Source organism: Staphylococcus sp. FSL W8-0271 (assembly GCF_038006605.1).
Taxonomy (GTDB): Bacteria; Bacillota; Bacilli; order Staphylococcales; family Staphylococcaceae; genus Staphylococcus; species Staphylococcus cohnii.
In genome coordinates this window covers 780,189-803,713 of record NZ_JBBOVM010000001.1, presented here as the reverse complement: position 1 = coordinate 803,713, position 23,525 = coordinate 780,189, and the positions used below count along the sequence as shown (strand labels likewise).

General features: G+C 35.4%; 16 protein-coding genes, 6 tRNA genes and 3 rRNA genes. 5 read left to right on the top strand and 20 right to left on the bottom strand.

The window, feature by feature from the left end:
• The first annotated feature begins 22 nt into the window (after positions 1-22).
• Genes NST87_RS03875 through NST87_RS03865 form a run of 3 tightly spaced genes read left to right on the top strand, consistent with a single transcriptional unit; the run spans position 23 to position 3,596 of the window.
• Positions 23-2,053: a BglG family transcription antiterminator gene (locus NST87_RS03875; protein WP_019467743.1), complete on the top strand. Its 2,031-nt coding sequence runs from the start codon at positions 23-25 to the stop codon at positions 2,051-2,053.
• 5 nt (positions 2,054-2,058) lie between these two features.
• On the top strand, positions 2,059-2,493 hold the full coding sequence (locus NST87_RS03870) for a PTS sugar transporter subunit IIA (protein WP_019467742.1): 435 nt from the start codon (positions 2,059-2,061) through the stop codon (positions 2,491-2,493).
• Positions 2,493-3,596: a mannitol-1-phosphate 5-dehydrogenase gene (locus NST87_RS03865; protein WP_019467741.1), complete on the top strand. Its 1,104-nt coding sequence runs from the start codon at positions 2,493-2,495 to the stop codon at positions 3,594-3,596. The genes NST87_RS03870 and NST87_RS03865 overlap by 1 nt, the downstream gene beginning before the upstream one ends.
• Positions 3,597-4,418: 822 nt before the next feature.
• On the opposite strand, the gene glmM is transcribed toward NST87_RS03865, so the two are convergent.
• From glmM to NST87_RS03770, 19 genes are all read right to left on the bottom strand, one after another.
• Positions 4,419-5,774 (bottom strand): phosphoglucosamine mutase, encoded by a 1,356-nt coding sequence (gene glmM / locus NST87_RS03860; RefSeq protein ID WP_340721330.1) that lies wholly within the window; start codon positions 5,772-5,774, stop codon positions 4,419-4,421.
• Between the two features lie 26 nt (positions 5,775-5,800).
• A complete protein-coding gene (locus NST87_RS03855) occupies positions 5,801-6,733 on the bottom strand; it encodes a CdaR family protein (protein WP_019467738.1) in 933 nt (310 codons plus the stop codon).
• Between the two features lies 1 nt (position 6,734).
• Positions 6,735-7,541, bottom strand: coding sequence for a diadenylate cyclase CdaA (cdaA, locus tag NST87_RS03850; RefSeq protein WP_019467737.1), 807 nt, complete (start codon positions 7,539-7,541; stop codon positions 6,735-6,737).
• 153 nt (positions 7,542-7,694) lie between these two features.
• Entirely contained in the window at positions 7,695-8,600 is a 906-nt protein-coding gene (rocF, locus tag NST87_RS03845; RefSeq protein ID WP_040030442.1) for an arginase, read from the bottom strand.
• Between the two features lie 256 nt (positions 8,601-8,856).
• Positions 8,857-8,929, bottom strand: a tRNA-Lys gene (locus tag NST87_RS03840).
• Positions 8,930-8,932: 3 nt separating this feature from the next.
• Positions 8,933-9,007: transfer RNA gene (locus NST87_RS03835), tRNA-Gln, on the bottom strand.
• Between the two features lie 4 nt (positions 9,008-9,011).
• Positions 9,012-9,095: transfer RNA gene (locus NST87_RS03830), tRNA-Tyr, on the bottom strand.
• 18 nt (positions 9,096-9,113) lie between these two features.
• Positions 9,114-9,189, bottom strand: a tRNA-Val gene (locus NST87_RS03825).
• A gap of 14 nt (positions 9,190-9,203) precedes the next feature.
• Positions 9,204-9,275: transfer RNA gene (locus NST87_RS03820), tRNA-Glu, on the bottom strand.
• A gap of 3 nt (positions 9,276-9,278) precedes the next feature.
• Positions 9,279-9,353 (bottom strand) — tRNA-Asn (locus NST87_RS03815).
• A gap of 13 nt (positions 9,354-9,366) precedes the next feature.
• Positions 9,367-9,481, bottom strand: a 5S ribosomal RNA gene (gene rrf, locus NST87_RS03810).
• Between the two features lie 77 nt (positions 9,482-9,558).
• A 23S ribosomal RNA gene (locus tag NST87_RS03805) occupies positions 9,559-12,479 on the bottom strand.
• 281 nt (positions 12,480-12,760) lie between these two features.
• Positions 12,761-14,313: ribosomal RNA gene (locus tag NST87_RS03800) — 16S ribosomal RNA — on the bottom strand.
• The 16S, 23S and 5S rRNA genes sit together here with 6 tRNA genes alongside, the layout of an rRNA operon.
• A gap of 493 nt (positions 14,314-14,806) precedes the next feature.
• Positions 14,807-15,871, bottom strand: a complete 1,065-nt coding sequence (locus NST87_RS03795; RefSeq protein WP_019468693.1) for an Mrp/NBP35 family ATP-binding protein — start codon at positions 15,869-15,871, stop codon at positions 14,807-14,809.
• A 162-nt stretch (positions 15,872-16,033) separates the two neighbouring features.
• On the bottom strand, positions 16,034-16,489 hold the full coding sequence (locus NST87_RS03790) for a SepA family multidrug efflux transporter (protein ID WP_019468692.1): 456 nt from the start codon (positions 16,487-16,489) through the stop codon (positions 16,034-16,036).
• 185 nt (positions 16,490-16,674) lie between these two features.
• A complete protein-coding gene (gene sdrM, locus NST87_RS03785; RefSeq protein ID WP_019468691.1) occupies positions 16,675-18,018 on the bottom strand; it encodes a multidrug efflux MFS transporter SdrM in 1,344 nt (447 codons plus the stop codon).
• Between the two features lie 247 nt (positions 18,019-18,265).
• Positions 18,266-18,949 carry a PAQR family membrane homeostasis protein TrhA gene (trhA, locus tag NST87_RS03780; protein ID WP_019468690.1) on the bottom strand — a complete coding sequence of 228 codons (684 nt, stop codon included), beginning with the start codon at positions 18,947-18,949 and terminating at the stop codon, positions 18,266-18,268.
• An 18-nt stretch (positions 18,950-18,967) separates the two neighbouring features.
• Positions 18,968-20,155 (bottom strand): UTP--glucose-1-phosphate uridylyltransferase, encoded by a 1,188-nt coding sequence (locus NST87_RS03775; RefSeq protein WP_019468689.1) that lies wholly within the window; start codon positions 20,153-20,155, stop codon positions 18,968-18,970.
• Between the two features lie 115 nt (positions 20,156-20,270).
• Positions 20,271-20,771, bottom strand: coding sequence for a metal-dependent hydrolase (locus tag NST87_RS03770; RefSeq protein WP_019468688.1), 501 nt, complete (start codon positions 20,769-20,771; stop codon positions 20,271-20,273).
• A gap of 176 nt (positions 20,772-20,947) precedes the next feature.
• Between NST87_RS03770 and NST87_RS03765 the strand changes: the two genes are divergently transcribed.
• Both NST87_RS03765 and NST87_RS03760 read left to right on the top strand, forming a co-directional pair.
• Positions 20,948-21,208 (top strand): SunI/YnzG family protein, encoded by a 261-nt coding sequence (locus NST87_RS03765; protein WP_019468687.1) that lies wholly within the window; start codon positions 20,948-20,950, stop codon positions 21,206-21,208.
• Between the two features lie 184 nt (positions 21,209-21,392).
• On the top strand, positions 21,393-21,710 hold the full coding sequence (locus tag NST87_RS03760; RefSeq protein ID WP_019468686.1) for a heme oxygenase: 318 nt from the start codon (positions 21,393-21,395) through the stop codon (positions 21,708-21,710).
• Between the two features lie 95 nt (positions 21,711-21,805).
• Here NST87_RS03760 and NST87_RS03755 read toward each other — a convergent pair whose 3' ends face one another.
• Complete coding sequence (locus NST87_RS03755) at positions 21,806-23,179, bottom strand: YjiH family protein (RefSeq protein ID WP_040029969.1); 1,374 nt, start codon at positions 23,177-23,179, stop codon at positions 21,806-21,808.
• Positions 23,180-23,525 lie beyond the last annotated feature (346 nt).

Sequence of the window (23,525 nt, the reverse complement as noted above, 5' to 3'; positions counted from 1 at the left end):
ATATAAATTGGAGGGTATGGCTATGTTTTTGAGTACGCGTGAAAAAGAAATTATCGAAATGTTAATTAAGTATCACGGTCAATATGTCACTATTTACGACATTGCTCAACATTTAGCTGTATCCTCCCGTACTATTCATAGAGAATTGAAGTCTATTGAACCCTTTTTAGCAAGTTTTAACATTGACTTAGAACGCGTTACGAAAAAGGGATTACAGTTATCTGGTAATTCATCTGCGGTACATTCATTAAAAAATGAATTAATTCAACAAGTTACGATTGATTTGTCTCAAGAGGAACAAAAAGTAATTATTTTATATGCACTTATCCAAGCTAAAGAACCAATCAAACAGTACAGTTTAGCACATGAAATTGGTGTTTCTACGCAAACACTAGCTAAATTACTAGATGAATTAGATGATGAACTAGACCAGTATCAATTAACACTTCAAAAAAAACGTGGTGAAGGTATTCACCTTTATGGTGCTGAATCAAAAAAAAGAGAATTATTAAGCCAATTAATGGTAAATAATTTAAACAGTACAAGTGTTTACTCTGTAATAGAAAATCACTTTGTGTATCAATCTATTAATCAATCTCAGTTACCAATGGTTGATTTAGATAAAATTTTCCAAGTTGAGAGAATTCTTATGGATCATTTGGGGCAACTGCCCTATTCTCTTACAGAATCAAGCTATCTAACCTTAACAGTACACATTGTACTCAGCATTGATCGAATGCTTAAAGAAGAATATGTAGCTTTAAATGACGATATTTTTAACAGTGTCAAAGATACCTTTGAACACCAAGTAGCTTCAGCTTTAGCCTTACATTTAGAGCACATCTATGGTGTTCAATTCAACCAAGCGGAAGTTACTTTCATCACGATTCATTTACGCGGAGCCAAACGCAAAGAAACTACTGAAGTATTTAAAAATAATAAAGATGATCAACGCATCGAAAATCTTATTCATTTGGTTTCAGAATTTTCTCAGCAAACATTTAAAGACTGGAGAACACTCAGTGAGGGGTTAAAGTTGCATATTATACCAGCAATCAATCGATTAAATGCTAATATAGAAACTTATAATCCTTTAACTGAAATGATTAAACATAAATATCCACGGCTATTTGAAAGTGTGCATCAGGGGTTAATAAAAACGTGGCCAAATTTTAAATTTCCAGAAAGTGAAATTGCATTTATTGTATTACATTTCGGCGGTGCAATTCAAAAACAAGCGACACCATTTTATAATGTACTTGTCATTTGTAGTAGTGGCATAGGAACAAGTCGTTTACTCGCTACTCGACTACAACAAACATTTAGTGAAATTCAACAAACAACACAAGCGTCTGTGGGTGATCTTAATTCCATTGATATTCAACAATATGATGCAATTATTTCAACAGTCAATTTAGATATCAGCTTACCCTACCTCACAGTTAATCCATTGTTACCAGATGCAGATATCAATCATGTAGCTGCTTTTCTAAACATGCAACAAGACAAATCACAAACACAAATATTTGATGACGCTAATACAACGTTTGCAAATCCTGAATATCAATTAGAATATATTCGTAAAGGGCTAGAAGTCATTGATTCAATTTATATTGATTATACACATACTCAAGATTGGATTATGTATTTAACTGGACAATTATTTAAACATCATATTATTGAAGATAAACAGTCATTCGCTGAACTTATTAAGCAACGCATGGATGAACAAGGCTTTGTTTTAGATCCTTACCCTATTGCTATGCCACACTTAAAAAGTGATTTAATTAAAAAGCCATTTATCCTAGTCACTATTTTAGAAAAACCACTTATGCTTAATAGTAATCAAAATGACAAAGTTTCTATAACATATTTATTAAATATGTTCATACCTCCGGATGATATCATGGCACAACTTATTAGTGAATTATCTGGAAAAATTGGTGAGCACCTCGATAATCTCGATCAATTTATGCAACAACCAGAACAATTATCAGGTTTACTAAAACAAAGTTATCTGAAAGCATTACAAAATCAATTAAACATGGAGTGAATAATATGAGCGAATTATTTAGCAATGACAATATTTTTATTAATCAAACTGTGAAAGATCAAAACGAAGCAATTGAAAAAGCAGGACAAGCACTTGTATCCAGTGGTGCAGTTACAGCAGACTATATTCAAGCTATGAAAGATCGTGAGCAAGTTGTAACAACATTTATGGGCAATGGATTAGCTATTCCTCACGGTACAGATGAAGCCAAAACAAGTGTTTTAAAATCAGGCTTAACGTTAATTCAAATTCCTGAAGGTGTCGATTGGGATGGTGAAGAAGTTAAAGTTGTTGTTGGTATCGCAGGTAAAGATGGTGAGCATCTAGATTTATTATCAAAAATTGCCATCACATTTAGTGAAGAAGAAAATGTTGAACGCATTATCAATGCTTCATCAGCTGAAGAAATTAAGCAAGTATTCGAGGAGGCTGACGCATAATGAAAGCATTACATTTTGGTGCAGGTAACATTGGTCGTGGTTTTATTGGTTATATTTTAGCTGATAATGATATTAAGGTTACATTTGCAGATGTCAATGCTGAAATTATTGATGCGTTAGATTCTAAACAAGAATATGACGTCATATTAGCAGACGAGGCAAACACAACAACTCGTGTACACAATGTAGACGCAATCAATTCAGGGCAACCTTCTGCTAAATTAAAAGAAGCCGTATTAGAAGCAGATTTAATTACTACTGCAGTCGGTGTCAATATTTTACCGATTATTGCTAAAACGTTTGCACCTTATTTAAAAGAAAAAGAAACACCAGTAAATATTGTTGCTTGTGAAAATGCCATTATGGCCACAAATACATTAAAAGAGGCAATTCTAGATATCACTGGTCCATTAGATGAACATATTCATTTTGTTAACTCGGCAGTTGATAGAATTGTTCCTCTGCAAACAAACGAAAATATTCTAGATGTCATCGTGGAACCTTTCTATGAATGGGTTGTAGAAAAAGATGCATGGTATGGTCCAGAATTAAACCATATTAAATACGTATCAAATTTGACACCATATATTGAAAGAAAATTATTGACGGTAAACACTGGCCATGCATACTTAGCCTATGCTGGTAGATATAATAATCAACCGACGATTTTAGATGCAATTAATGATAAAATGATCAAACATGATCTGGAAGAAGTCTTGAAAGAAACAAGCCAGTACATTACCAACCAATTTGATTTTTCAACAACTGAGCAAGCACAATATGTTGATAAAATTATTGAACGCTTTAAAAACCCTCATCTTTCAGATGAAGTAACTCGTGTAGGTCGAGGTACAATCCGTAAAATCGGACCGCAAGACAGAATTATTAAACCATTAAATTATCTTTATCAAAATAATTTGAAACATCATGCGTTAATTAAGGCAGCTGCATTACTGTTAAAATATGATGACACGAATGATCAAGAAACAGTAGAAAAAAATAATTATATTAGTGAATATGGTGTTGAAACATTCTTAAAAGCATACGCTAAAATTGATGATCAATTAGCATCTGAAATTAGCAAAGAATACAACGTCTTATAGCATTAAATTATTAAAAAATAATATATTTACTTACAGTATTGAACAACATAAAATTCTAAATCAAAAACTAATCAGTTTAAATACGAATTGGCTACAGAAAGTAAACAACCCCTGCACAAATTAATGTGTAGGGCTTGTCTATTTTTATTTATATAGTTATTTTTTGATAGCTGTTTCGAGTATTTTCTTAAATATTTGTTCAAATAAATCTGTATCTGTATCATGAAAACGACGTGTATAATTTTTACTAAAATAACTGGATTTATAGAATATCTACCATTTATTTTCGAGACAATATTTGTCTTTGACCTGTTCATATACAAAATTTAAATCTAATATCGTATCAACTTTACGTAATAAATGATTATCAATTAATTTATTCAACATAATAAACACCATCATTATTTAATTTCTATATATTATAATATTGGCAATGATTTAGGCCAACTTCTGCGGGAAGTACTAGCCGAAGACTACAGGCTAAATCATTGCCGCGGAAAGCGTGCACAAAAAAACTGCCAACAAAGTTGGAGGCTTTGTCGACATTCTTAAACTAATCCGTTTAAATACGGATTAACCTTTTTTATAGTTAATCTTTTATAGTTTGGATAATGCTTGTCAGATGTATATTATGATTGTAACTCAATCTTGTAGTTTTTTTATATAATATTCTACTAAGCATACGACACCTTTATTTAGGTGACTTTAAAATATAATTTTAGGAACTACCCTATGTATTTGATATATTACTAAAAAAACTGTCAATACATGTACTAACGATACTATTAGTATTGTATTGACAGTTTATAATAAATAAAGAGCTTATTCATTTAGACCCATTTTGTCTTTAACTACATCAGCAATTGTTTGAGCATATCGTTGCGCTGCTTCATCAGTTGCTGCTTCAACCATAACTCTTACTAAAGGTTCTGTTCCTGAAGGTCTAACTAAAATACGTCCTTCTCCGTTCATTTCAACTTCAACTCTAGTCATGACTTCTTGAACATCTACATTTTCTTCCACGCGATATTTATCAGTCACACGTACATTGACTAAAGATTGAGGATATTTTTTCATTTGTTTTGCAAGTTGACTCAAGCTTTTACCAGTCATTTTAATAATACTAGCTAAATGCACGCCTGTTAATAAACCATCACCAGTAGTGTTATAATCCATTAACACGATATGACCAGATTGTTCTCCACCTAAGTTATAATTACCTCTACGCATTTCTTCAACTACGTAACGATCTCCAACTTTTGTTTTATTAGATTGGATGCCTTCATCTTCTAAAGCTTTGTAAAACCCTAGATTACTCATGACTGTTGAGACTATCATATTATTATTTAATTCTTGATTCTTGCTCATTGCTTGACCAATGATGAACATAATTTGATCTCCGTCTACGATGTCCCCATTTTCATCAACGGCAATTAATCTATCGCCGTCACCGTCAAAAGCTAAACCAAAGTCACATTCTTCTTCAACTACTTTCTCAGATAGCGTTTCTGGGTGTGTTGATCCTACATTATCATTAATATTATAACCATTAGGATTACAGCCAACTGTAACCGTATCGGCCTCTAAATCTCCAAATAAAAATGGTGCTAGTGATGAAGTAGATCCATGAGCGCCATCTAAAGCGATTATCATGCCATCTAAGTTAACATCAATCGTAGATTTTAAATAACTTAAGTACTTCTGCGCACCTTCAAAATAATCAGAATAATGCACAATGTCGTCCCCTACTGGACGTGGCAATTCTGGGGTTTCTTGATCTAATAATTGTTCAATTTCTCTTTCTTGATCATCAGAAAGTTTGAAACCATCAGAGCCGAAAAATTTAATACCATTATCTGGAACAGGATTGTGAGACGCAGAAATCATAACACCTAATTCAGCTTCCATCTCTTTAGTTAAATACGCTACGCCAGGTGTTGATATAACACCTAAACGCATCACTTCTGCACCAATTGAAATCAATCCAGCAATTAATGCAGATTCAAGCATTTCACCAGAAACACGAGTATCTCTACCAACGAGTACTTTAGGATGCTTTTCACCTTCATTATGGGCTAACACATAACCCCCAAAGCGTCCTAATTTAAACGCAAGTTCTGGCGTTAGTTCTTTATTTGCAACGCCCCTTACGCCGTCTGTACCAAAATATTTTGCCATGATTTATATCTCCTTTATAAAAAAATCTATTTAATATTAATTTTTGCTGTTGTTTCTTTTGGATTAATTTTTGAAACGCCATCTGGTAATTTAAATTCTACATTTTTTTCAGTTGATTCTGTAACACCATCTAAATCGATTTCTGCAGTAATTTCGTCAATATCTTGAATGTCGTTTCTATTACCGAAAATTTCCACTTCTTTTTCATCTAATTTTATATCATCTATTTCTTTACCTTTAGGTAAAGCACCTATTGCTTTTGTTTTAACTTTTATTTTCTTACTATAATCTTCTACTTTTACACTCAAATTAACTTCATTCGGTTCAATTAATACTTTAACTTTATTGAGGTTTCTGTCAAAAGCAGTGATTCGTGCAATATCCGTAGTATCTTTGCTGATTTTATCTTTATCCTTAAATGTAGCTTTTAAATATGCAATTTTATTAATTTGTTTGCTACCACCAGTCACTTTAACTGTTTCAGGTGATACACTTTGATCGCTTACTTTATAATTAGCATTTAAATCGTTATCACTCACATCAGGTTCTACTTTAAGTTTTTTAGTCACTTTTTCTTCAAGATTAACTGTTGTTTCTTTTGGCTTAACTGTATAATCAATGTTTTTATTTAAACCATTGACTTTGAATTGTGTGGTATGCTTTCCAGCTTTTTCACCACTCAAATCAAGAACTGCCTTAATATTTTCACCGTTTTCAGCTTTTAATACTTGAGATTGTGGGCCAGATATTTCAATATCTACCTTACTCGGCACATCGCTAGCATATAACGATTTACTATCATAATTAACTTGTACTGGTACATCTTGAAGTGTTTCCGTAGATTTTTGTCCTAATTGGTCAGCATTGAAGATGTTACCAAACATGTTATTGACAGATAAGAAAAATACTAATGCTAAAACTAATGCTATTAATCTTAAGCCCCATTTACTTTCTAACATATTAATTCACACCTTTCTCTTGAAAGTGTGTGCCAAACCAATGTTCAGCCAATAATTCTTCAAATGCTTCATTTGATATATCTTTTCTTAATTTTCCATCAAACGTGACTGAAATAGATCCAGTTTCTTCAGATACTACCACTGTAAATGCATCTGAAACTTCTGAAATACCTACAGCTGCTCTATGTCTTGTTCCTAAACTTTTAGCTATTTTAGCACTGTCTGATAGTGGCAAATAGCTAGCAGCACTTGCAATTTTGTTCGCTTGAATAATCATAGCACCATCATGTAAAGGTGTATTAGGTATAAACACATTAGTCAATAATTCTTGAGAAATTTCAGAATTCATTGCTATACCTGTTTCAATATAATCTTGTAATCCTGTTTCTTTTTCAAATACGATTAATGCGCCAATACGACGTTTAGCCATATACTGTACTGCTTTAGAAACAGATGAAATGAGTTTGTCTTCATCACTATTCAAACTTGTGGAATAGCGTTTAAACAAACTTCCTCTACCCAGCTGTTCTAAAGCACGTCTAATCTCCGGTTGAAATATAACAATTAAAGCTAAAACACCCCATTGTATTACTAAATCAAACAAACGAGATGTCGCTGTTAAATTTAACATTTTACTCACTTGTTGGCCGATTACAATTACTACAATACCTTTCAGTAATTGAATCGCTTTTGTACCTTTAAATACTGTAATGAGAAGATAAAGTACATACCATACAATGAGCAAATCGAGTACACTTGCAATTATTTTGACTGTACTCCAATCATCAAAAAAGTTGGATAAATCCATAACATCTCCTCCGGTTATCTGTTCCCATGTTATATATTATACCAATCATAACACTAACTGTCATATTAAGTATTAAATTTTTATCATAAAATTAAAAGGAATATAAAAAGGAATAATATGGAAATAATGCCATATTATTCCTTTTATTTGTTTTTATAATAATGTTTCACCAAAGAAACTACCTACTAATGAAACTGCCTGTTCTGCTGTGTGATTATTCATATCTATCAATGGATTGACTTCTACTAAATCCATTGAAGTGATTAAATTTGACTTATGTAATAATTCAAGTGCAAAATGACTTTCTCTATATGTTAAGCCTCCCAGTACTCGTGTACCAGTTCCTGGTGTTTCAGCTGGATCTAAAGCATCTACATCTAATGATAAATGAATGCCATCTGTTTTAGATTTCAAATAATCTAAAGTTTCTTCCATCACTTGTTTAATACCTAGTTTATCAATATCTGCCATTGTATATGTTTTAACATTATTTTCTTTAATGTATTGACGTTCTCCTTTATCTAAATCTCTCATGCCTATAAGCACGATGTTTTCTGGTTTAACTTTAGGTGCGAAATTTGAGATATTCACTAAACGTGAATCACCATCTCCGGCTAATACCCGCAGTGGCATCCCATGAATATTACCTGAAGGTGACTCCTCAGGTATATTTAAATCACCGTGAGCATCATACCAAATGATACCTAAATTCTCATAGTGTTTACTGATACCCGAAATAGAGCCTATTGCAATAGAATGGTCTCCACCTAAAACAAGTGGAAAATTCCCATCGTCAACACTTTGAGATACTGTTTCGCTAAGTTGATTAGATACTTCTACTATTTCATCTAAATTACGTAATCCTTTTTGAACTGAGTTAAACTTCTCTAAACGCATTGCAGGAACATTAATGTTACCTGAATCTTTAACATCAATTCCAATATTTTGTATTCGTTCTACAATACCTGCGTATCGAATTGCATCTGGACCAAAATCTACCCCTAATTTTTTTTGGCCATAAGTCGAAGGTACACCAATAATCTCTACTAATTTATCCATTAAAAAACCCCTTTGTTTGCGTTTGATATTAGGATAATCTAAAGTGATGTGACTTTCAAGTTAATACAAACGACCTCAGTTATAAGACTTTAAACAAATTACATAAAGAAACAAAAAAGCGATTTTTAATTCAAAATAACTAAATATAGCAATGTATTTTTATAGTTTTAAACAAAAAAATGTATATACTAGATATCAAAAAAATTTTCATTTATAAAAATAACAAAAAAGCATTCCCAAAGGAATGCTTAAAAAGTGAGCCATAGAGGATTCGAACCTCTGACCCTCTGATTAAAAGTCAGATGCTCTACCAACTGAGCTAATGGCTCTAATGGCTGGGCTAGCTGGATTCGAACCAGCGCGTGACGGAGTCAAAGTCCGTTGCCTTACCGCTTGGCTATAGCCCATTAATGGTGGAGGGGGGCAGATTCGAACTGCCGAACCCGAAGGAGCGGATTTACAGTCCGCCGCGTTTAGCCACTTCGCTACCCCTCCGCATTATTAAATTAGCAATGGTGGAGGATGACGGGTTCGAACCGCCGACCCCCTGCTTGTAAGGCAGATGCTCTCCCAGCTGAGCTAATCCTCCAATATGTATAAAAATGACCCCGACGGGACTCGAACCCGTGTTACCGCCGTGAAAGGGCGGTGTCTTAACCGCTTGACCACGGGGCCATATGGCTCCACAGGTAGGACTCGAACCTACGACCGATCGGTTAACAGCCGATAGCTCTACCACTGAGCTACTGTGGAATAATGAAATATTGCCTGGCAACGTCCTACTCTTGCGGAACGTAAGTCCGACTACCATCGGCGCTAAGGAGCTTAACTTCTGTGTTCGGCATGGGAACAGGTGTGACCTCCTTGCTATAGTCACCAGACAATATCATGTATAACTATTATACATTCAAAACTAGATAGTAAGTAAAATTTAGTTCAACCAACAAAACTTTTAAATTTGATTAAGTCTTCGATCGATTAGTATTCGTCAGCTCCACATATCGCTATGCTTCCACCTCGAACCTATTAACCTCATCATCTTTGAGGGATCTTATAACCGAAGTTGGGAAATCTCATCTTGAGGGGGGCTTCATGCTTAGATGCTTTCAGCACTTATCCCGTCCATACATAGCTACCCAGCGATGCCGTTGGCACGACAACTGGTACACCAGAGGTATGTCCATCCCGGTCCTCTCGTACTAAGGACAGCTCCTCTCAAATTTCCTACGCCCACGACGGATAGGGACCGAACTGTCTCACGACGTTCTGAACCCAGCTCGCGTACCGCTTTAATGGGCGAACAGCCCAACCCTTGGGACCGACTACAGCCCCAGGATGCGATGAGCCGACATCGAGGTGCCAAACCTCCCCGTCGATGTGAACTCTTGGGGGAGATAAGCCTGTTATCCCCGGGGTAGCTTTTATCCGTTGAGCGATGGCCCTTCCATGCGGAACCACCGGATCACTAAGTCCGTCTTTCGACCCTGCTCGACTTGTAAGTCTCGCAGTCAAGCTTCCTTGTGCCTTTACACTCTATGAATGATTTCCAACCATTCTGAGGAAACCTTTGAGCGCCTCCGTTACTCTTTAGGAGGCGACCGCCCCAGTCAAACTGTCCATCTGACACTGTCTCCCACCATGATTAATGGTGCGGGTTAGAAATCCAATACAGCGAGGGTAGTATCCCACCAACGCCTCCACGTAAGCTAGCGCTCACGTATCTAAGGCTCCTACCTATCCTGTACAAGCTGTACCGAATTTCAATATCAGACTACAGTAAAGCTCCACGGGGTCTTTCCGTCCTGTCGCGGGTAACCTGCATCTTCACAGGTACTATGATTTCACCGAGTCTCTCGTTGAGACAGTGCCCAAATCGTTACGCCTTTCGTGCGGGTCGGAACTTACCCGACAAGGAATTTCGCTACCTTAGGACCGTTATAGTTACGGCCGCCGTTTACTGGGGCTTCGATTCGTAGCTTCGCAGAAGCTAACCACTCCTCTTAACCTTCCAGCACCGGGCAGGCGTCAGCCCCTATACATCACCTTACGGTTTAGCAGAGACCTGTGTTTTTGATAAACAGTCGCTTGGGCCTATTCACTGCGGCTCTCCTGGGCGTGAACCCTAAAGAGCACCCCTTCTCCCGAAGTTACGGGGTCATTTTGCCGAGTTCCTTAACGAGAGTTCGCTCGCTCACCTTAGAATTCTCATCTTGACTACCTGTGTCGGTTTGCGGTACGGGCACCATAAATCTAGCTAGAGGCTTTTCTCGGCAGTGTGAAATCAACGACTCGAGGAAACAATTTCCTCTCCCCATCACAGCTTGACCTTAAGAGTGCCGGATTTGCCTAACACTCAGTCTTACTGCTTGGACGTACAATCCAATCGTACGCTTCGCCTATCCTACTGCGTCCCCCCATCGCTTAAAACGATACATGGTGGTACAGGAATATCAACCTGTTATCCATCGCCTACGCCTATCGGCCTCAGCTTAGGACCCGACTAACCCAGAGCGGACGAGCCTTCCTCTGGAAACCTTAGTCAATCGGTGGACGGGATTCTCACCCGTCTTTCGCTACTCACACCGGCATTCTCACTTCTAAGCGCTCCACATGTCCTTACGATCATGCTTCAACGCCCTTAGAACGCTCTCCTACCATTGTCCTACGGACAATCCACAGCTTCGGTAATATGTTTAGCCCCGGTACATTTTCGGCGCAGTGTCACTCGACTAGTGAGCTATTACGCACTCTTTAAATGATGGCTGCTTCTAAGCCAACATACTAGTTGTCTGGGCAACGCCACATCCTTTTCCACTTAACATATATTTTGGGACCTTAGCTGGTGGTCTGGGCTGTTTCCCTTTCGAACACGGACCTTATCACCCGCGTTCTGACTCCCAAGTTAAATTGATTGGCATTCGGAGTTTGTCTGAATTCGGTAACCCGAGAAGGGCCCCTCGTCCAAACAGTGCTCTACCTCCAATAATCATCACTTGAGGCTAGCCCTAAAGCTATTTCGGAGAGAACCAGCTATCTCCAGGTTCGATTGGAATTTCTCCGCTACCCTCAACTCATCCGCTCACTTTTCAACGTAAGTCGGTTCGGTCCTCCATTCAGTGTTACCTGAACTTCAACCTGGTCAAGGGTAGATCACCTGGTTTCGGGTCTACGACCAAATACTCAACGCCCTATTCAGACTCGCTTTCGCTACGGCTCCACATTCACTGCTTAACCTTGCATCAAATCGTAACTCGCCGGTTCATTCTACAAAAGGCACGCCATCACCCATTAACGGGCTCTGACTACTTGTAAGCACACGGTTTCAAGTTCTCTTTCACTCCCCTTCCGGGGTACTTTTCACCTTTCCCTCACGGTACTGGTTCACTATCGGTCACTAGAGAGTATTTAGCCTTGGGAGATGGTCCTCCCGGATTCCGACGGAATTTCTCGTGTTCCGTCGTACTCAGGATCCACTCAAGAGAGAACAGATTTTCGACTACAGGATTATTACCTTCTTTGATGCATCTTTCCAGATGCTTCGTCTAATCTATTCCTTTGTAACTCCGTATAGAGTGTCCTACAACCCCAACAAGCAAGCTCGTTGGTTTGGGCTATTCCCGTTTCGCTCGCCGCTACTCAGGGAATCGATTTTTCTTTCTCTTCCTGCGGGTACTAAGATGTTTCAGTTCTCCGCGTCTACCTTCGATACGCTATGTATTTACGTATCGATAATACGACATAACTCGTATTGGGTTTCCCCATTCGGAAATCTTTGGATCACAGCTTACTTACAGCTCCCCAAAGCATATCGTCGTTAGTAACGTCCTTCATCGGCTTCTAGTGCCAAGGCATCCACCGTGCGCCCTTAATAACTTAATCTATTTGCTTTCAACTCGACAACCGTCGGTTGAAAACCCAAAATGTTATTAATCTGTGAGTGTTCTTTCGAACACTAGCGATTATTTCTTTTTGAATTCAAGCTTATTTAAAACTCTTATTCACTCGGTTTTGCTTGGTAAAATCATAAATTTTACTTACTTATCTAGTTTTCAATGTACAAATCATTAAAGAATACTCGAATGAGCATTCAAAACTGAATACAATATGTCAATGTTATTCCTTTTCATCTTCTAAAGAAGATGTTCCGAATATATCCTTAGAAAGGAGGTGATCCAGCCGCACCTTCCGATACGGCTACCTTGTTACGACTTCACCCCAATCATTTGTCCCACCTTCGACGGCTAGCTCCATAAATGGTTACTCCACCGGCTTCGGGTGTTACAAACTCTCGTGGTGTGACGGGCGGTGTGTACAAGACCCGGGAACGTATTCACCGTAGCATGCTGATCTACGATTACTAGCGATTCCAGCTTCATGTAGTCGAGTTGCAGACTACAATCCGAACTGAGAACAACTTTATGGGATTTGCATGACCTCGCGGTTTAGCTGCCCTTTGTATTGTCCATTGTAGCACGTGTGTAGCCCAAATCATAAGGGGCATGATGATTTGACGTCATCCCCACCTTCCTCCGGTTTGTCACCGGCAGTCAACTTAGAGTGCCCAACTAAATGCTGGCAACTAAGTTTAAGGGTTGCGCTCGTTGCGGGACTTAACCCAACATCTCACGACACGAGCTGACGACAACCATGCACCACCTGTCACTTTGTCCCCCGAAGGGGAAGGCTCTATCTCTAGAGTTGTCAAAGGATGTCAAGATTTGGTAAGGTTCTTCGCGTTGCTTCGAATTAAACCACATGCTCCACCGCTTGTGCGGGTCCCCGTCAATTCCTTTGAGTTTCAACCTTGCGGTCGTACTCCCCAGGCGGAGTGCTTAATGCGTTAGCTGCAGCACTAAGGGGCGGAAACCCCCTAACACTTAGCACTCATCGTTTACGGCGTGGACTACCAGGGTATCTAATCCTGTTTGATCCCCACGCTTTCGCACATCAGCGTCAGTTACAGACCAGAAAGTCGCCTTCGCCACTGGTGTTCCTCCATATCTCTGCGCATTTCACCGCTACACATGGAATTCCACTTTCCTCTTCTGCACTCAAGTTTCCCAGTTTCCAATGACCCTCCACGGTTGAGCCGTGGGCTTTCACATCAGACTTAAGAAACCGCCTACGCGCGCTTTACGCCCAATAATTCCGGATAACGCTTGCCACCTACGTATTACCGCGGCTGCTGGCACGTAGTTAGCCGTGGCTTTCTGATTAGGTACCGTCAAGACGTGCATAGTTACTTACACATTTGTTCTTCCCTAATAACAGAGTTTTACGATCCGAAGACCTTCATCACTCACGCGGCGTTGCTCCGTCAGGCTTTCGCCCATTGCGGAAGATTCCCTACTGCTGCCTCCCGTAGGAGTCTGGACCGTGTCTCAGTTCCAGTGTGGCCGATCACCCTCTCAGGTCGGCTACGTATCGTTGCCTTGGTAAGCCGTTACCTTACCAACTAGCTAATACGGCGCGGGTCCATCTATAAGTGATAGCAAAACCATCTTTCACTTTAGAACCATGCGGTTCTAAATGTTATCCGGCATTAGCCCCGGTTTCCCGGAGTTATTCCAGTCTTATAGGTAGGTTACCCACGTGTTACTCACCCGTCCGCCGCTAACGTCAAAGGAGCAAGCTCCTTATCTGTTCGCTCGACTTGCATGTATTAGGCACGCCGCCAGCGTTCATCCTGAGCCAGGATCAAACTCTCCATAAAAATATGATGTTTGATTAGCTCATAAAATACTAATTTGTGTTATCAATAACACGTTGTTTTGATTCAACATTTAATGTTGAAATCGGAATTAACGTTGACATATTGCAATTCAGTTTTCAATGTTCATTTTAATAAATAATTGCTTTTCCACTGTATCATCTTTGTTTACACTTTGTCAACAAAGATTTCATTTGTTTAACAATCATTTAACATTACTTTAACAATATTAAATTATTAATATCTTTTTTTCAAGTATATTTTTTACACTTTTTAAAATTTATTTAAAATAATGTTTTGCCGTTTTGACGACTTTTATATATTATCAACTTCATAATAAAAAGTCAATACTTTATATATATTTTTGCAACAAACTTTTCAAGCTACTTAATCGTACTTTTATTGGTCACAAGAAATCATTCTAACAGCAATTCAAAAAATTGCAAGAGAAAAACTGAGCAGAATTAAAAATTTCTACCCAGTTTCTATAAACAATCTATTTTTTTGTTTTGTCGATAATTTGTTTTGCCATTGATTGATATATTTTACCTAGTCGATCATCCGCTTGATAAATAGAAGGTGCGAAATCTTGTGGATTCCATGATGGCTGTTCTAATGGCAATTGACCTAAAAGTTCTGTTTGTAACTCATCAGCTAACTTTTCACCGCCACCTTTACCAAACACGTATTCTTTATTGCCAGTTTCTTTACTTTCAAAGTATGACATGTTTTCTATGACACCTAAAATAGAATGTTCTGTATGTTTAGCCATAGCACCTGCTCTTGCTGCAACAAAAGCTGCAGTCGGATGAGGTGTAGAAACAATAATTTCTTTACTAGATGGTAACATTGTATGTACATCTAAAGCGACGTCACCTGTACCTGGAGGTAAATCTAAAAGAAGATAATCTAAATCTCCCCAACGTACCTCAACAAAAAAGTTGGTTAACATTTTACCTAACATAGGTCCTCTCCATATAACTGGTGCATTTTCTTCTACAAAAAATGCCATCGAAATGACTTTAACTCCGTGTCTTTCAACCGGTATAATCTCTTTGCCATCCACTTCTGGCTTTTTGTCTATCCCCATCATATCTGGAACACTGAAACCATATATATCAGCATCGACAAGTCCAACTTTCTTACCTTCTCTTGCCAATGAAACGGCTAAGTTTACAGCTACCGTGGATTTACCGACGCCCCCTTTACCAGATGCGATTGCTATAAATTCAACAGGATTGTCCTTTGATAGTAAACCTTCTATTGTTTGTGGTTGGTCATCACTGTTACCTCTATACTGTTCAAGAACATCAGACGGTAATTCCTCAAATCTTATTCCAACAGTATTCGCGCCATTTTCTTTAAGCACTTCCACAATAGCCATTTGTAAATCTAACTGCGGCTGTCCTCCTAATTGAGCCATAGCCACTTTAACACTTACATGTTCTATCTCATCTTTTGTTGTTACCTCTACGATTCCATCAGTTTCCTTTAAAGGAACATTAATAATTGGATCCTTAAGTTCTCCAACAAGTTCTTTAACTTGCTCTATCGTTAACACAAAGCGTCCCCCTCTATTTTATAAATATATCCATTAATATTCTAACAAACATAACTTAATTTTGCTTTAAGTAGTTTACACTTAGTATAAATATAATCTTGGTAATACAAAAGCAGTTAGCTCAACGGTCACTTAACCACCTCTTAGCACTTATATCATCAACTATTTATTCTGATTAAGATTTTTGCTATCAGGATAAAAGACTTCTTTACATATAAATAGAATACCCATAATTACAACAATCACCCAAAAATCAATATCTATATATGCATAATGAATGTGAACAATAAAATAAAATAATAACGTTGTAACAACAAATGTTATTAAATGATATGTTATTCCTTGAAAATAGGGATTATCTGGTAATTTTTTTCTGAAATAATCCATTAAGTTTTCAATAATAAATAACGTAAAATAACCTAATACGATATAACTACCGTAATAAAATAAGTTATCATAAAAACTTTTATTATAACCAAAGTATGCTAGATGAAAAAATATAAGGATACGGCTTAATCCATATAAGCCAAATCCTAAGAATGCTAAAAATATAGCGCCAGAAATGATAAATACCGAAAGCACAATAAGCGTCGTAAATAAATACTTTATATATTTCATTGCTTACTGTCCTCCCCTTCACCTAATTTATTTTCTGCCTATTTCACATTAATCCATAAATAAAAACTGTTTCTTATTTTACCATTATAACAACATAGACCCAAATACAAATAAGCAAGTATTAAAATTCACTAAACTTCAATACTTGCTTAATAATTAAAATACATATAACTTTTGTTTTCATTCTAAGAATTGAATTTGCAATCATCTTGTCTATACAGTGTATTCCAAAGTACAAACAGTACGATTAAGATGATAAAACTAAGTAAAATCACATTGTGTATTGGTAAATGAATAAATGCGATTGTTAAACCATAAACCGTTCCCATAATTGTAGAGCCGATAGAATTACCTAAACTTTTTGTTAATGTATATAATGACATCATGCGCTTCATATTCTGTGGAGAGGTTTCTTCTTGAGTTATAACACTATCTTTCGTATAAACTGTTCCAAAACTAATACCAGCCAGCAATAAACTAAACGCTATAAATATTGGTGTTTTTGTACCTGCAAATATAAAAATGCCACATATTGTTAATAATGTAAAAGCAAATATATACAAGCCTTTTCTGGACATTTTTGCTTCTAACCTATTTAAGTTGAAATTTAGCACTAACCAAGCAAAGGAAATTGGAAAAATAACAAATCCACTCTGTAATGGTGATAGTCCGAGTTCTTCTTGAAGATATATCGGCATATATAAATTATATCCCATCAATATCATTGCATATAAAAAATCTGTGATGAAAACAAGTATAATTGTTTTGTTAAATTCTTTAACGGGGAAAAAGGGAGTCGCTACACCCTTTTCATTTTTAATTAAAATCATACCCATAGCAATCGCTACAATAAACGAAATACAATTTAAATACAAATGACTGTTATTCATTACCGTAAACATTAAAAAGAAAACAAACAGATAAAATAACATAAGCCCTTTAATATCTAATTTATGTGAAGTTGTTGTTTGTTCATGTTCAAAATGAAATGTAAATACCACCAACAACATCGCAATGATAGCAATAGGTATATTGACAAAGAATAACCAATGCCATGTAGCAAATTCTAAAATCCCACCGCCTAGGACTGGACCTATGATACTTGATATACCCCACACACTACCCACAATCCCCATGATTTTATATCTTAATGGAATCGCAAAAGCAAGCTTTGGAACTATTTGACTCAAAGCCATCATTATTCCTGCACCTAATCCTTGAATAAAGCGCGAGATAATTAATATACCAAATGTATTACTTATACCTGAAAAAAAACTTCCAATCGTAAAAAAGACTAATCCTAACAGTGTTATGTATATGGTTTTAGTTCTGTCCAACAACTCACCTACAATTGGATTTGCAATCACAATTGCTATAAAATAAACTGAAAATATGAGTGATATTGAACCAGTCACATTTAAATCTTCTTTTATAGTAGGCAATGCTAATGAAACGATTGATGTTTCAATTGCAGACATAAACATAATTAATATTAATGCAACAACAACACCAAATGTTTTTATATTCATAATTAATCTCCTAACGCGATACTTTCATTATCAATCATTACTAAATCACTATTTGTGCCTAAATTCAATAGGTTTGCTGTAAATTACTTCTTTTGTCCTATAAAAAAAGGATTAAAAAGAAAGCGAGAATTATAATCAAATGAACTTTTTTGATTTACTTCTCGCTCCCTTATTTGAGTGTATTTTTTTCCTATTAGTTTTGTAAAATAATCACGCTTTACATATAAACGGTCCATCTTTTCAATGATTACATAAAATATAAAATAGCTATAAAGTGAAATACAGAAGCTATTAGAATAAATAAATGCCAAATCATATGGAAATAAGGTCGATCTTTTTGCGCATAAAACCAAGCGCCTATTGTATATGCTATGCCACCCAATAGTATAAATAACATAAACTTCAAACTAGTATCGAAAATAATTGTGGGTAAAAATATTACGCCAATCCATCCCATCACTAAGTACATCGTTAAGCTAAGCTTATGATTGACATGTTTAGCTAATGATTTATAGAGTATGCCCCAAAGTGTTATACCCCATAAAACAATCATTGCTGTCCATCCTATCCAACCACCTACTAGCACTAGACACACTGGTGTATAAGTTCCAGCAATGGCAATGTAAATCATACTATGATCAATGATTCTAAGTATAAATTTATGTGAAGAGTAATTAGGCATTGTATGGTAGACCGTTGAAGATAGAAACATTAAAAAAATACTTATTACATAGATAGAAACACTAAAAGAGCCTAAAACACCATGTACAAAATAACTTTGTAATGCCGCATACGGTAATGCGCATAAAGTAACAAAGGCAGCAACGCCATGTGACACTGCATTACCAATTTCTTCTCCGAAAGTTAATGGTATGATATTTTTAAATGATTTAGTGATTTTATTATTTTTAATTTCTAATGGTTTAGTCATTAGTGTAATCACCTTTTCTTAGATCCTATTTAAACGTTTTAAATCAGCTGTAGCAGTTTCCACACTATCCTTGCCCTCTTTATTTTTTAATGGTGAAAACTCTTCATCCCTCGGTACTTGTAATGTTATAAAACTGTCCGCATATTGGAAGATATCAAAATAAAATAATTCAAATTTTAAAGCAGGATTTTCAATAACGCCAAAGTCATCATCCAATTGTTTAAGCTGTTTTACTGCCAAATGATATGGCAAATGATTATCTACAGCTGTGTTAATAAATTGTAATTTAAACATATGTATACCAATGTTTGCATTATTTAATTGATTCGCGGTTTCTGCTTCTAATTCTGAGTATTCAAGCACCGTATCTTTATCCTCATTTGTAACTAATCTTCCGACGCTTTCTCCTTGCTTGGGTTGAATCGATTTCGTTGTAATATCCATACTATTTTGGAAAGTATAACCTGCAAAAAATAAGTCTAAGACTTTTACCAAAACATTATCAATGTTATTTAAAAAGATATATTCAACACCATTTTCTGTCATATTTTCAAGATATCCTGCTTTTTTGAGTGATTTAAATACGCCACCATTACCGTTAGGAGTTTCTAAAATAGAACTATCAACATCTAAAATGAGTTTGCCTTCTTCAGATAATGCGACGATATTATCTTGAATAAAGAAGTGTACATGATCTTTGTCATATCCAAAATAATTTTTTTCTTCAAAAAACAACTGGGTTTGACTATCATTTATTTTACTCGTCATAATGTACCAATCTACATAAACACCCGTTTTTTCTTTCAATTCTAATAATTGACGTGCTTGTAGTTCAAATAAGCTCACACCTTCAATCTCAAATGCACCCTTAGGCCCTTTATATCCTAAACGTGTGCCTTGCCCACCTGCCATTAAAACTACTGCAAATCTACCTTTTTTAATTGCTTCTATGCCAACATCTTCAAATTGTTTAATTTCTTCATCTGAAAATTTTTCTTTTATATCGTATTTCACTTCATTTACTGAAGATATATCATCTATCATTTGTTTATTTAAATATAAATCACGATATAAGTCTTGAATGTAAGCTAAATCTAATTTATCTACTTGACCAGCTAATTGTTCTTTTTCATTATTACTCATTAATTTTTCAAATTCTATTAGATGTTCTTGGTTATACTTTGCTAACTCTTTCTTATCTAACATGTTCTCTCTCCTTTATATTCAAAATAGATAAAAATAATATCTTATATCTAATAGGAATATATAATTTCACTATATGCACTTTATATTATTACAATTATAATCACAACCATAATCACTAAAAACTTAAAAAGAGATTATTAAAAAATGATTTGAATAATACGTAAAGCGCACCTATTGAAAGCGCGCCTGCTAACGATAAGTCTACTAAGCCACCCGTTTTAAAAACTAAGGGGAATTTAATCGTTAACGGTATTGGATATAATAATTTTACACCCCTAGGTGTTAACATATCTAGTATAACATGTGAAAGCAAACCAAGGATAATTGAAACTAAATAATACTCTGGTGTTTGAATAAAATATAAAAGGATGCTAATTATAGAAAGGAATAACAATGAGTGTGTAAATGTCCTATGACCAAACAATATACGAACTAAAAAACTCAATACTTTGAAACGCCTTCCAACCTTGCTTTGCGTATGACAAATATCAGATAATAAGCTTGATATAACTGCAAGCGTCATAATTGTAATCGATGTAAATAAATCTGTTTGGTAATATTCTATCGTTAATGCGCCCACTAATAAACCGCATGATGTGTGAGTTTTACCCGTCATGTTCATTGCCCCTTTTCTCGGCTAAATTTTACCATAAAATCATAGATAATGCGAACATACTTTCGCGAAATAAAATAGTATGACATAATGATTAAAAGTATCACACAATCACTTGAAAACGATTACTTTTTATTGTATGCTATAGCTATAAATAATTTAAAGGATGTGTTCGCGATATGGCAATGACAGTAAAAAAAGATAACAATGAAATAAGAATTCAATGGAGAGTCGCTGATATTAAGATTCCAACAAGTGAAATTAAAAATGTTTCACAAGATCAAAATATCCATGCAGTTCCAAAATTAGATAGAGAAAAAGTTTCACGTATTGGTTCTACATTTGGAAAAACAAATCGTGTTATCATTGATACTGATAATCATGAATACATTATTTACACGCAAAATGATCAAAAAGTTTATAATGAAATTACAAAATAATAATCACTAAAAGTTTAATTTAATGAACCTATTTGATTATAAAAAGAAGTGAAATTCTGATAAATAGAATTTCACTTCTTTTTAGTTATGCAGAGAAAGTAATTATTGAACAATGGCTTTCAATAATGTAAAGGTCCAGTTAAATGCTATACTAAAACTATCAATTAGAAAGCAGGTGAATAACATGTATGTTGTTACTAATAGAATAGATGTTAAGAAAGGGTTTGCTGAAAAATTAGCACCAAAATTTACACAAGGTGGGAAAATTCAAGATTTAGATGGCTTTCATCATATTGAAGTGTGGTTAATAGATGACGAAGCAGATTATGATCAAATGTATGTTAATACTTGGTGGGAAAATGAGGCATCTTTTAATGGTTGGCTAAAAAGCGATGCTTTTAAAGAAGCGCATAGTCAAAACAATACTTCCCAACAAAATGAACCATCTCCTATTTTAGGAAATAAAATTGTCAAAGCTACTGTTTTAACAGAACTTCACTAATCTAATTAAAAAACACACATTTACAAATATAAGAAATGACTTAAGGCAGGTTACTTAAAAATTTCAAATATGAGTTCATGTGTGTTTTATTCTATTTAATTAAAATAAAGATGTGCCATTAAAGCAATAATTGGCAACGCGATGATAGTTCTAATTAAGAAAATAACAAATAATTTAAAAATACTAACCGGTATTTTAGATCCTAAAATGACACCACCCACTTCAGATAAATAAATCAACTGCGTAATACTCAAAGCACCAATGACAAACAATGTTATGTCATTGCCCACGCCTTCAATTAAAATCGAAGGCAAAAACATGTCAGCAAATCCTATTAAAACTGTTTCTGAAGCCTGTGTAGCTTCTGGAATTTGCAATAAATCTAAATAAGGTACAAAAGGTTTACCAATAATTGCAAATATTGGAGTATAAGTCGCAATGACTGTAGCTAAAGTTCCAACACTCATTACAACTGGTAATATAACGAACCACATATCTATAACTGTTTTAAAACCAGATTTAAAGAACATTTTGAATCCTGGCGCTTTAATTCCTGTTTCTGTAGCCATATCAAACCCATGTCTCAAAGCAGTTTTATTTTCAGGTAACTTCTCAGTTCTCATTTCTTCAGATACTTCTTTGGAATATTCATCTTTAATCGTACTCAATGGCCATATTCTAGGTAAAATCAAGGCACACACAATACATGATACGATTACTGATAAATAAAAATAAAAGAAATGATTTTGCATATGTACTGTTTCTGCAACAACAATTGCAAATGTTAAAGATACTACACTGAAAGTTGTGGCTATCACTGTCGCTTCACGTCTAGAATAAAATCCACCTTCATACTGCCTACTTGTTATTAAAACCCCAACTGTCCCATCACCAATAAATGATGCTAAATTATCTACTGTCGAACGTCCTGGCAGTGTAAATAATGGTCGCATGATTGGTCTGAAAATCGGTCCTAATAATTCTAATAAACCATATTCCATTAATAAAGGTAAAAAAAGTGCCGCAAAGAAAAACACAGATACAAGCGTTGGTAATAAACTTTCGAACACTAAACCACCAGTATCAGCTGAATAAATTGCTTTTGAGCCTATTTTCAAATATGTCATCCAAACAAAAATAACGGCTAAAATCCTTAAAATAAGCCATACGAATTTTACATTAAATGCGTTATTCATTAATCCTTCAGGTTTCAATTTATTTTTCAATACCGTCGAACAGATGATAGATAAAACACCTGAAATAGTAATTATTATTACAATAATCAATGGCATCGCATCACCTAATAAGTCTTTTAATAGTCCTGCTAAAAATGCCACTGGTAAAGTCGTTTGCTTTTCACCATCTTCAGTCACGGTTATAGGAATCAAAAATAGGATAATCCCCAAAACTGACATTAAAATGAATTTTAATCTTCCTTTGATAATTTGTGCTTTACTATAATCGTCCATTTCGTTCACCCCTTAGGTGTATATATATTTTCATAAACACTTTAAAAAGCAACAGCAATAATTATAACCTATTTTGTATAAATATGTAAATCAAATTTTTATACCTTTTTAATGTAATTTGTTTATATAGCTAATAAAAGGGGGTGGGACAGAAATCTAATTTTATTAAATAGATTTCGTCGTCCCACCCCGACAAGGTTGACTAGAAATGAAAAAGCCTAATCTAGAGCGCATTTTAAGTTCAGTCATTTTCTGTCAATATGAAGTGAGGTTGTCATGAATACATAATGTCTTAGCCTCTACTTTAAATGAAAGCGCTTTCGTTTTCAATCTTTTATATATTAAA

Bases quoted from the DNA above. Each gene is read 5' to 3' on its own strand.
- NST87_RS03875 (WP_019467743.1), top strand. From the start codon at position 23: ATGTTTTTGAGTACGCGTGAAAAAGAAATTATCGAAATGTTAATTAAG.
- NST87_RS03870 (WP_019467742.1), top strand. From the start codon at position 2,059: ATGAGCGAATTATTTAGCAATGACAATATTTTTATTAATCAAACTGTG.
- NST87_RS03865 (WP_019467741.1), top strand. From the start codon at position 2,493: ATGAAAGCATTACATTTTGGTGCAGGTAACATTGGTCGTGGTTTTATT.
- glmM (WP_340721330.1), bottom strand. From the start codon at position 5,774: ATGGCAAAATATTTTGGTACAGACGGCGTAAGGGGCGTTGCAAATAAA.
- NST87_RS03855 (WP_019467738.1), bottom strand. From the start codon at position 6,733: ATGTTAGAAAGTAAATGGGGCTTAAGATTAATAGCATTAGTTTTAGCA.
- cdaA (WP_019467737.1), bottom strand. From the start codon at position 7,541: ATGGATTTATCCAACTTTTTTGATGATTGGAGTACAGTCAAAATAATT.
- rocF (WP_040030442.1), bottom strand. From the start codon at position 8,600: ATGGATAAATTAGTAGAGATTATTGGTGTACCTTCGACTTATGGCCAA.
- NST87_RS03790 (WP_019468692.1), bottom strand. From the start codon at position 16,489: ATGAAATATATAAAGTATTTATTTACGACGCTTATTGTGCTTTCGGTA.
- sdrM (WP_019468691.1), bottom strand. From the start codon at position 18,018: ATGAATATAAAAACATTTGGTGTTGTTGTTGCATTAATATTAATTATG.
- trhA (WP_019468690.1), bottom strand. From the start codon at position 18,949: ATGACTAAACCATTAGAAATTAAAAATAATAAAATCACTAAATCATTT.
- NST87_RS03775 (WP_019468689.1), bottom strand. From the start codon at position 20,155: ATGTTAGATAAGAAAGAGTTAGCAAAGTATAACCAAGAACATCTAATA.
- NST87_RS03770 (WP_019468688.1), bottom strand. From the start codon at position 20,771: ATGACGGGTAAAACTCACACATCATGCGGTTTATTAGTGGGCGCATTA.
- NST87_RS03765 (WP_019468687.1), top strand. From the start codon at position 20,948: ATGGCAATGACAGTAAAAAAAGATAACAATGAAATAAGAATTCAATGG.
- NST87_RS03760 (WP_019468686.1), top strand. From the start codon at position 21,393: ATGTATGTTGTTACTAATAGAATAGATGTTAAGAAAGGGTTTGCTGAA.
- NST87_RS03755 (WP_040029969.1), bottom strand. From the start codon at position 23,179: ATGGACGATTATAGTAAAGCACAAATTATCAAAGGAAGATTAAAATTC.